The organism is Candidatus Sericytochromatia bacterium, from assembly GCA_035285325.1.
In the GTDB taxonomy this organism is placed as follows: Bacteria; Cyanobacteriota; Sericytochromatia; order S15B-MN24; family JAQBPE01; genus JAYKJB01.
Genome location: JAYKJB010000082.1, coordinates 43,060 through 52,475, shown reverse-complemented (window position 1 = coordinate 52,475; position 9,416 = coordinate 43,060). Strand labels below are relative to the sequence as shown.

Here is a 9,416-nt window from a genome sequence, read left to right as displayed (position 1 = left end):
GCCACATGCCCCAGGCCAGGGGGGAGACGCGCAGGGAGGTGCGACCAAGCGGCAGGAGGGCGGGCGTGAGTTGCGTGGGGCTCATGGCTTCTCGACTGAAAGTGGCCCGGTCAGGGCCTGCAGGGAGGCTGGCCCTCACCTTAGCACGCCGGCAAGAGCGCGATCCACCGAGGCGTTCCCTGGTCGGAAGCCGTGCGAACGTAATTTTCTCCTTATTTAACTTTTGCTTAATCTCTATTCCGGCACAAGCGGGCCTGGCCAAGGGGCCGGTTCATTGCAGCGGTGCCTGGGTGAGCCGCCACATCAGCGGGCCGTGCGCTGCCTCGCCTCCCACGGGGTGGCGCAGGTGGTTATGATGAAGGTGTCATGGAGGCGAAGGAGACCCCGTGCGAGGCGTGAACAAGCGCGACCTGCCCGAGAAGCTGTGCCCGGTGTGCGGTCGCCTCTTCACGTGGCGCAAGAAGTGGGAGCGGGTCTGGGACGAGGTTCGCTATTGCTCCGATCGCTGTCGGCGCCGTCGACGTGAGGCGCCCCAAGAGGGCCTCTGACCCTTGCCCTCAATCGTTCAGGGACTGGAAGGCCTGAGCGAGGGGCCTTGAGGTGTCGACGGCAATCACCTTGAAGATCCAGTAGCGCGAACCGCCGTCGGCGGGATCTTCAGCCGCCAGCACCACCTCGTGCGCGCCGCCCTTCGGCACCAGCGCCGTGAATCGGAAGGGTTCCCCAGGCTTGACGGCGAGGGGCTTGAGGGAGACCTCCTCCTCGTCGATGCGCACCCGGATCGCGCGATACGGCGACCAGGCATTGACCTCCCCCACTGCGCTTAGCAAGTAGCCATCCTTTTGCTGACTGAGCGTCAGCGATCGGTAGTCGAAGGGTTGCTTACCGAACAGCTGGGTGGCCATCAGGCGACCTCGGGCACGCCAAACCCCGATGCCCATTTCGTGGTTGTCATCGAGGATGTTGCGCCGGTGTCCGGGGCTCTTCATCCAGCCGTCCACCAGGCCGCGGGCCTCGTCCTCGATGTCCACCTTGGCGGTGAAATCGAAGATGTTCTCGGCGGCCCCGCCGAAGTAGCCGGCCCGGCGCGCCCGCATGCTGGGCGTTCTGTGCGCTTCCACCGGCGATTCGTGGGCGAAGTAACGTTTGTCGAGCATTTCCTTGCTGTGCAACCGACCCGCCAGATTCAGCCGGACATTGGCGCGCAAGGGGCCCTTGCCTTCGGCGGCGCGCGCCGCGTTGGTGTACTTCAAGACGAGGGCCTCGAGGTCCGGTTCACCCGCTTCGTCCGGGCCTGCCTGACTCCACGGGCGAAAGGGCACCGCCGTCGGGTCTTCGCTCCATTCGCTGGCCCTCGGGCGTGGCGTGCTGGCGGGGGCCGGCAACGAACCGCGCCTGTCCTCGGCTCCCTCCGTCTCGTCATCGTCCGGCGCCATCTCCGTCTCGTCGTCGTCCGATTCGCCTGCTTCGTTCATTTCATCGTCAGCAGCCGCCGATGGGCGGGGTTGCGTGGGACGTGGGGACGTGGAAGCCGCCGTCGGTTCTGGCGCGCGCCCAGCGGCCTGCTCGCGAGCGGCCGCCTGCGCCAAGGTGTTGGCTGCAGTGGCCAGGGCGCGTGCATCGATCGTGCAGCCCGTCAGGCTCAAGGCCAGCAGCAACAGGGACAGGCGGGAGGCGGGGGCGTGCGGCGAAAGGGGCAGCATGAACGACATCCTCAACAGCGCAACAGCGTCGCCTCGCGCCAATGTGGGGGCTACCCCGCCATTCTACCCGCTCGGGTGGGTGGCAGGCATTCCCCACGACCACGCACAGCGCCCTTGGCAGGTGGCGATCCTTTCTACCGCAGCCCCCAGGCTCCTACCGGGCCACCTTCAGCGCCCACACCAGGCTTCCAGGCGGTTCAAAAAAATTCGGTAGAAATTTTCCCGGGGCCCGATGTGGATCACCGTGGGAACGCGCTTGGCGATGCCGTAACCCAATCGATAATGGCCCACGCGGGCGCGGTGAAGCGTCTCGAAGGGATGGCTCGCGTCGGCAAAGGCGGCCGAGGTGAGACGCTGGTAATGATGAGGACGCCGGTAAACGGCCGCCAGCTTGGCCACCATCGCCCGCTGGATTGCCAGGGGCGCGCGCGTGTCCTGGATCAAGGCGCGCAGGCGCTCAGCCTCCGCGAGGCCGAGTTGAGCCGGAAACGGCCCGGTGCTGCTCCCCTCCAGGAAGGCATCCACCAGGGTCTCATCGTCTGGGCCCACCAGGTCGTCCAGTTCGGCCTCCAGGGCGTTGGCCTCCAAGGTCAGGTCCGCGACGGCCGCCCGCAGTTCGGCATTTTCCTCCTCCAGTTCGTCCACGCGACGCTTGAGCAGGGCGTTGCGCCCGCCCGTAGCCGGTGTGCCTGTTGGCAAGGCGGCCCCCTCGCGCTCAGCGGCTTCGGCGAGCAGGGCGTGCAGAACGCGGACCTCCTCCCGCAACCGCAACAATTCGTCCTCTTCGCGCAAATGAACGGGCGGCGTGACCTCGGCGATGCGCGGCAGCCAGCGCTCGGCGTGAAGCCGGGCCGCCTCTTTCACCTGGACAGGCCAGCCGGGCAAGCTCTCGACCAGCTGGGCAAACGCCTCGCGCAATTGATTCCAGGTGTACTGTTTGTTTTCCTTCTGGTGAGTGGCGATGGCGGCGCGCAGCGCCTCCCACCCCTCCCCCGCGGGCGACTGGGCCAGCGCTTCTCGCAGGTGCCAGGCGAGGCGGCGCTCCAGCGGCTGGGCCTTGTAGCGCTGGGCCCCGCCGCCGCGTCGAACCACATCTCCCACATCCGCCAGATGGCTGAGCAGGGCGTCGACCGTCTCACGCAGGGGCTCATGGGTCATGCGGCGCGCCACCTGACGGGCTGTCAGGCCGTCCGGCTCGTCCACCGCCTCCATCAGGGAGAACCAGCTCTCGACGTAGAAGACGTCAGGGTTCAGCGGTTCCAGGCGGGTCGGGGCCAGTGCGTGTTTGGGAGCTGCGGATGGCCCGGCCAGGGGCACCAGCCGGCTCAGCCCCGGTGGAGCGCTCGGCTCGGCGGGGGGCAGTTCAAAAGGGGCAAGGCGGGGACGGTCATCAGACATGGCATTCGTTCGCACTCTACCCGTTCGGCCCGCGCATGCCACGCGGCGAAAGGCCCTTGAATCACTTTGGGTGGAGCCCCGGTTCCAAGCAGCGCCTTCGGGCCTGCGGTCAGTCGTCCGTGCGATTCCGGCGGTCACCGGGGGACGCGCCAGGGCCATCGGGCAGCGTTAGGGTGAACTCTCCTGGTTTTTAATCAAAATATAACCCGATGGACAAGAAGTGGAACCGCGAGGAAACGCCGGCAGGCCATAACCTGATGGTCCACCGCCACGCTGTTTGAGGCCCCCGTGCAAGTTTCGCGCCTTCCCACGCCTGCCCTGCTGGCCACGCGGCCGTCCGCCGCGCCCTCAGGCCTCAGCCTGCCTTCCCCCCCGGCCCCTGAAATTCGCTGCCGGGATGGCCATTACCTGATCGACGACTGGTACCGCGCCCAGGCCCGCATCCGCGAAGCGGAAGAGGAAGCCATCAAGGCGCGACGGGTCGCTGGCACGCTGAGCTTTTTTGGCGCGGTGGCCGCCACCGCAGGCACCGTCACCATGTTGGCTGTCCCGGCCTTGCTCCCGCTGGGCCTGGTGGGCGCGCTGGTGGGCACGGGCCTGTTGCTGGCTTCCGGCGCCCTGCGCCTGGCGTCGGCCTCCAAGGTCAGTTCGGTGCGTCGGCGGGCTGCCGCCGCTTATCAGAAGGCCGAGCGGGCCTGTCGCGGCCGAAAGTGGTTCTGAACGTTCTCACGCCGTCCCCCGTGCTCTCTCAGGAGGTTGCCATGTCTCTGGAAACGCTGACGCTCTCTTCCGTTCAAAGCAAGCCGGCCGTGCGCGCCGCCAACCTGAGCTCGGACCAGGGGATGGCCCCGGAGACGACTCCTTTCTCCGCCGATGAACTGATCTTGAATCTTCCCAAGCCAGCCGCGGAATCCCCGGCGATGCAACTGGAGGAGGATGGTCGTGGACGTCGGGTCGGCTTTTTGATGAAGTTTCTTTCCTTCTGACGCCAGGCGGCCGGGCTCGCCGTGCGGTCTGGTCAAAACCAGCTCTTGGGGCCCTGAATGACCTTGTCCGCGATCAGTTTGCGCGACACGGCATCGGCCTGGGTTTCGTAAAGGGCCGTCTCGCTTCCCGAGGCGGTCCCTTGCACGCTTGAACTCCCCAACCAGGCCACCCCCTGGCGGTTCAGATCGACCAGCCGCACTTCGATCTTCATCCACGGCGTGTAGACGTGGTAGCCGCCGCTCTCGTTGCTGGTCACGCGGGTCTCACGCACGGTGGCGTTCTTCTGCTTCCGTGTTTCCGTGGTGGACGTGGTGGTATTCGACCGCGGCACGTAGCTCCTGGTCGCTCCGGAATCGGGGATACGCACCTCAAGTCGGGCTTCGATGCCACGCTCGCTCAGGCTCTTGGCGATCGCCTCGGGGGTTTGCGTGCGGGTCGGGGGAAACAGCGCATAGTGCTTCCAGACCTGGCCGCGAAACCCTTCGTCGACCAGCGAGCGGGCGTAGATGTCCTCGATCGTCGCGCGCTTCTCGAAATCCGTCACGTCCGGCGCCGACACGACCAGCCGCTCGTAGGTCCGACCGACGTAGTCGGGGTCGTGGACCGCTCGCAAGGTGGTGCTGGGGCAGCCTGCCAGCAGGCCCGCTACGGCCAGCAGGCACATCCCCTGTGGCCATCGTCCTGGTGACTTCTTGGGGCTGGGCCCCCGCCGTGCGGCCAGCCAGGCCGCCCCTGTCGCTGCCCCCTGATGGCACATCATCGCCTTCCGTCTCCTCTGTCAGCGGGTATTTTCGGCTCCCTCAGGCAATTACCCCACCACGGTGGCGACCGCTCACGCGGCGGGCGCTCATTCGGATTCGTCCGGGTCCTGCTGGCTCAGGTAGTCGGCGTGCACGTAGCCGCTGCGGCCGTCGGCGGTGGTCACTTCGACCCACGGTCCTTCGCTTTCCCGCACCGTGACCGCCTCTCCGTAGTCGAGCGTGTCGAGCACGGCCGCCTGGGTGCTCGGACGGCTGCGCACGTTCAGGTCGCGGGCGATCGCGTAGATGGTGCTGCCGGAAGTCAGCGCCGCCGCTCCGGCGGCGCCCAGGGCCACCAGGCCCGCCGCGCCCGCTCCTATCGCCGCCCAGCGGGCGGCCCTGCGCCAGCCGCTTCGGCGCTGGCCGTGGGGCCGCGCGTGGCGGTGTGCCCGCTTGAACGTGCTGCGCCGATGGTGGCTGTGGTGGCTTCCCCCGTGGGCATTGTAGCCGCCGCCGCCGCCGCGGCGACGGGCCTCAACGTCTTCTGGCATCAGGCAGGTCAAGAGCAACGCTGCGCCGAGGGTGGCGCTCAGCCACTGCTTCATCCAGGCGGGACCAGGGGGCATCGGGGCTTCCTCCGTGAGTCAAGGGTGCCAATCTTGTACCCGCTGTTGTCGAAAATAAAAATCCCCTCAGGCCCTCATCCGCACGCTTCCGCGCCGCTGCCGCAGGCCTTCGCGATCGGGAAGGCCTGTTTTTGCCAGGACCATCGGGTGGACCTGCGTCGCTGGCTCTGGCGGCGTGGCGGTCCGCACGGGGCTTGTAAAACCCTTAACTTTAAGGCATCTTAATATAGTCTTAAATTTTGCGCCGCGTGCCCGCCATCTGGAGTTGGTCATGACCCTGTTGCGACTGTCGTTCAGTTCCATCCTCGCCCTAGCTGGTCTGCTGGCCTGTTCGTCGCCCGTGCTCCGAGCGCCCCAGGCCGAGTCACAGTCGAGCTGGTCCGCCCAGGCGGCACGTTTCGATGGGGCGGGTCGGGCCGTGCGACGGGTGGCGGTGCGCTTGCGAGAGCAGGCCGGGGTAGGCATCCTGGGGCGGCATCTGGCCAGCGGGGTTCGCGAGGTGGCCCGGATTGCCCCCCTGGGGGTCTGGATTCTCGAGACGCCGCCGCATCAGACGGCCGCGAACCTGGTACAGGTGCTCGGCCGGGAGCAGGAGGTGGTCTGGGCTCATCCGACCGTGGCGATTCGCGCGGAGGGACTGGCGGGCGCCCCCCAGACTCATGGCGGCGCGCCTGCGTGGCCGAATGACCCGCTCGTCTCCAAGCAGACCCACTTGCCGCAAATTCAGGCCTTCGATGCCTGGCCCATCACCCGGGGGGAGGCGCGCACGCCTTTGGCGATTCTCGACACCGGCATCGATACGACCCATCCTGAATTCACCGGTCGGATCCATCCGGCCAGTCGTAATGTCCTCGACTCGAATGCCCCCCCTGAGGACGATTACGGCCACGGCAACCACGTGGCCGGCATCGCCGCGGCGGCGGCCGACAACGGGCAAGGCGTGGCCGGCGTGGCACCGCAGGCCCCCTTGCTGGTGGTCAAGATCATGGATGCGCAGGGCCGGGGTGACGACGCGACCTTCGCGGCCGGGCTGGTTCACGCGGTGGATGCGGGTGCGCGCGTGGTGTCGATGAGCTTCGGGGCCGGGGAAAGCTCGCCGCTCTTCGAGGCGGCACTGAAGTACGCGCTCGAACGGGATGTCCTGCTGGTGGCCTCGGCCGGGAACGAGAATCGCGAGAACGATCCCTTGAAGCGTCCTCATCTGCCCAGCACCTTCGCGGGGGTCGTCGAGGTGGCCGCCGTGACGCCGGATGACCGCAAGGCCCGCTTCTCGAACTACGGCAAAACCACCGCGCTGTGTGCGCCGGGGGTCGATATTTTCGCCACCTACCGGCTCAAGTTCGGCGGGTACGGCAAGTTCAGCGGCACCTCGATGGCCACCCCGATGGTGGCCGCCCTGGCCACCATGGTGCGCGGTCTGCATCCGGACTGGTCGGCTGCGCGGGTGCGCGAGCAACTCGAGCGCACGGCGGACGACCTGGGACGTCCCGGACGGGATGACCTGTTCGGGGCCGGACGCATCAACTGCGCGCGGGCGGTCGGAGCCTTGCCCTGATCGCAACGGGGCCGAATCCATCCGAATCGCGCGGTGAGCCGTTCGGCTGCGGGCGCTTTCCACGTTCCGAAAGCCGCTTGCCCGGGTACCATGCTGGTTGGACGCTACCCTTCTGGAGTCGGTTCGATGCCTTCTGTTACGATCTCGCGCGCCTGGCCGCTTGCTCTGCTGTCTGCTCTGCAACTGGCTGCCTGTGCAGCGCCCACCCGGCCGGCGCTTCGAACGGCCACAGGGGCGGCGGCGCCGGTCGCGACGCCCAGCAGCCCGGCAACGATCGCGCCGGCGGACCCCGCGCCTGTCCCGACGCCCACGGCTGCGGCTTCGCTCGTCTCCCCCAAACCAGCCACCAAGCTGACCACCTCGACCCGCGAACTGAATCTGACGGTGTATGGCCTTGCCGGCATGGCGCCTGGCGCGGCCAAGATCATGAACAGCAACGCCAACGGCCTGATCGCAGCAGGGGGCATGAACCTGATTGCGGCCGGCGGCATGAACCTGATCGCGGCCGGCGGCATGAACCTGGTATCGGGGCCCCGCGAGCTGGGCGGGATGGTCCTGAGGGTGCCTGTCTACACCCTCAAAATCGATACGGGGCCCAACAGCATGTTTGCGGATTTCCGCCCTGTGGTCGACGCGGTGGTGACCTTCAATTCGCTGCGCGCGGACGGCACCCGCCTGACCAAGGAGGCGGTCAAGTCAGATGCGAACGGCCAGCTGAAGGTGAACATCACGGCGTTGGATGAGGCTCTTGAGGCTCAGGCCAGCTTCAGTGTGAATGGCAAGACCTACCGGGTGATGTGTCCCGTGCCGGTGTCGGCCAAAGTCACCATGCCGATCTGCCCGATCTACGCGATGGTCACGAGCCGGATGCGCTCCATCATCAAAGAAACCGGGCGCGACGTGCCATTGCCGGACCCCGCCGAATTGCAGAAGGTCTGGGACGCTTGCAACGAGTCGGGCCAGACCATCACGCCGGAAATCCTGGAGGATGTCAAAACGCCGGCGGATATCACCAAATTCTACGAAGATTTCATGGCCAAGATCGCGGATCCCGCCAAGAAGAAGACGATCGCGGACTTCCTCGGAAAAATCAAAGCGGGCACCTGACCGCGAGGGTGCCAGGAGCCCCGCCAGCACGGCGGGCCCCGTGGTCGCTCACGCCGTCGCGCGTCTGGGCCATGCCCCCCACTTGGGTCCCTCCGGACGATGGTTGCAGGGGCCTCAGCGAGGCGCCCAGGAGAGCCCCTCGCCGTGCTCCAGCACGCGAAAGCTGGTCGGCGAAATGCCCCGCGCCTGACAGGCCTTCCGCAAGTCATCGACCGGCTGCCGCAGCCCCTCGCCGCTCAGCTTGAACGTGCCCCAGTGGATTCCGATGCTGCTTTCGGCGGCCAGGGCCCGATGGGCTTCCACCGCATCGTCGGGGTTCAGGTGCTGCGGCTTCATGAACCAGCGTGGTTCATAGGCGCCGATCGGCAGCAGGGCCACATCGGGTTGGCCGAGGCGATCGCGGATCAGCTTGAAATGAGGACCAGCTCCGGTATCGCCCGCAAAGTAAGCCTGCTGCCTGACGCCGGAGACCATGAAACTGCCCCAAAGCATGCGCCGACGGTCGCGCAAAGCCCGCGCCGACCAGTGCTGGGCGGGCGTGAAGGTGATCTGCACCCCGCGCACCGGGTGGGTCTGCCACCAGTCCAGCTCGACCAGCCGGGCGTGGGGCAGCCCCTGCTTTTGGAACAGCCCCCGCGTGCCGAGCCCCGCCATCACGATCGGCTGGTCCCGTTCCTGCAGGCGGGCGATCGTCGCCAGGTCCATATGGTCGTAGTGGCTGTGGCTGACCAGCACGGCATCGATCGGTGGCAGGGCCTCGAACGGCACCCCGGGCGCCTGGTGGCGGGCCGGCCCCAGCCAGCCGAAGGGCCCGACCCGTTCGCTATAAACCGGGTCCGTCAGCAGGTTGATGCCGTCCAGCTGGATCAGGGTCGTCGCGTGATTGATGAAGGTGATACGCAGGCTGTGAGAGCGTTTGGGTGGAACGCGACGTCCGGGTGCCAGGGGGACCCATTCCGGCCAGGGTTTGCTGTCACTGCTCAGGCGCCAGCGCAGCAGGTCCATCGGGTTGCGGGGCGGAAAAGGCGCCAGATTGCTGAAGACCGCCCCGTCAAAATGGTCACTGATGGGCCCCGGGTAGGTCGGCGCCGCCAGCCACCATTCCAGGCCAAAGGCGGGCAGTCCAAGGCTCAAGCAGCCGGCCCCCAGCCAGTGCCACCAGCGAGGGCGGGTGGCGCTGAGGGAGAGCGACACGGGGGCGGTGAGCGTTTCGGGATCTGGTACAGGGGCCGTCATACAGGGGCTCCGCCGGGGCACTGGGTGCCAGCCGATTTATACCCCCGTGATGGCAGGCCGCCGC

At 67.3% G+C, this 9,416-nt stretch carries 10 protein-coding genes; 5 read left to right on the top strand and 5 right to left on the bottom strand.

Going from position 1 to position 9,416, the window contains the following annotated elements:
* The first annotated feature begins 386 nt into the window (after positions 1 to 386).
* On the top strand, positions 387 to 548 hold the full coding sequence (locus VKP62_10915) for a DUF2256 domain-containing protein (protein MEB3197703.1): 162 nt from the start codon (positions 387 to 389) through the stop codon (positions 546 to 548).
* A gap of 9 nt (positions 549 to 557) precedes the next feature.
* On the opposite strand, the gene VKP62_10910 is transcribed toward VKP62_10915, so the two are convergent.
* Both VKP62_10910 and VKP62_10905 read right to left on the bottom strand, forming a co-directional pair.
* The gene (locus tag VKP62_10910) at positions 558 to 1,703 is read right to left on the bottom strand and encodes a CAP domain-containing protein (GenBank protein MEB3197702.1); all 1,146 of its coding nucleotides are present in this window, start codon (positions 1,701 to 1,703) and stop codon (positions 558 to 560) included.
* 168 nt (positions 1,704 to 1,871) lie between these two features.
* Positions 1,872 to 3,101 (bottom strand): hypothetical protein, encoded by a 1,230-nt coding sequence (locus VKP62_10905; GenBank protein MEB3197701.1) that lies wholly within the window; start codon positions 3,099 to 3,101, stop codon positions 1,872 to 1,874.
* Between the two features lie 288 nt (positions 3,102 to 3,389).
* On the opposite strand from VKP62_10905, the gene VKP62_10900 reads away from it, so the two are divergent.
* Entirely contained in the window at positions 3,390 to 3,821 is a 432-nt protein-coding gene (locus VKP62_10900; GenBank protein MEB3197700.1) for a hypothetical protein, read from the top strand.
* Positions 3,822 to 3,862: 41 nt separating this feature from the next.
* Positions 3,863 to 4,087 carry a hypothetical protein gene (locus tag VKP62_10895; protein MEB3197699.1) on the top strand — a complete coding sequence of 75 codons (225 nt, stop codon included), beginning with the start codon at positions 3,863 to 3,865 and terminating at the stop codon, positions 4,085 to 4,087.
* A 32-nt stretch (positions 4,088 to 4,119) separates the two neighbouring features.
* On the opposite strand, the gene VKP62_10890 is transcribed toward VKP62_10895, so the two are convergent.
* Together VKP62_10890 and VKP62_10885 are read right to left on the bottom strand one after the other, a co-directional pair.
* The gene (locus VKP62_10890; GenBank protein ID MEB3197698.1) at positions 4,120 to 4,752 is read right to left on the bottom strand and encodes a hypothetical protein; all 633 of its coding nucleotides are present in this window, start codon (positions 4,750 to 4,752) and stop codon (positions 4,120 to 4,122) included.
* Between the two features lie 183 nt (positions 4,753 to 4,935).
* A complete protein-coding gene (locus VKP62_10885) occupies positions 4,936 to 5,454 on the bottom strand; it encodes an SH3 domain-containing protein (GenBank protein ID MEB3197697.1) in 519 nt (172 codons plus the stop codon).
* Between the two features lie 271 nt (positions 5,455 to 5,725).
* Here VKP62_10885 and VKP62_10880 point away from each other — a divergent pair, with 271 nt between their 5' ends.
* Together VKP62_10880 and VKP62_10875 are read left to right on the top strand one after the other, a co-directional pair.
* Positions 5,726 to 7,009, top strand: a complete 1,284-nt coding sequence (locus VKP62_10880) for a S8 family serine peptidase (protein ID MEB3197696.1) — start codon at positions 5,726 to 5,728, stop codon at positions 7,007 to 7,009.
* A gap of 126 nt (positions 7,010 to 7,135) precedes the next feature.
* The gene (locus tag VKP62_10875) at positions 7,136 to 8,116 is read left to right on the top strand and encodes a hypothetical protein (protein ID MEB3197695.1); all 981 of its coding nucleotides are present in this window, start codon (positions 7,136 to 7,138) and stop codon (positions 8,114 to 8,116) included.
* Positions 8,117 to 8,230: 114 nt separating this feature from the next.
* On the opposite strand, the gene VKP62_10870 is transcribed toward VKP62_10875, so the two are convergent.
* Positions 8,231 to 9,352, bottom strand: coding sequence for an MBL fold metallo-hydrolase (locus tag VKP62_10870; GenBank protein MEB3197694.1), 1,122 nt, complete (start codon positions 9,350 to 9,352; stop codon positions 8,231 to 8,233).
* Between the last annotated feature and the right edge of the window lie 64 nt (positions 9,353 to 9,416).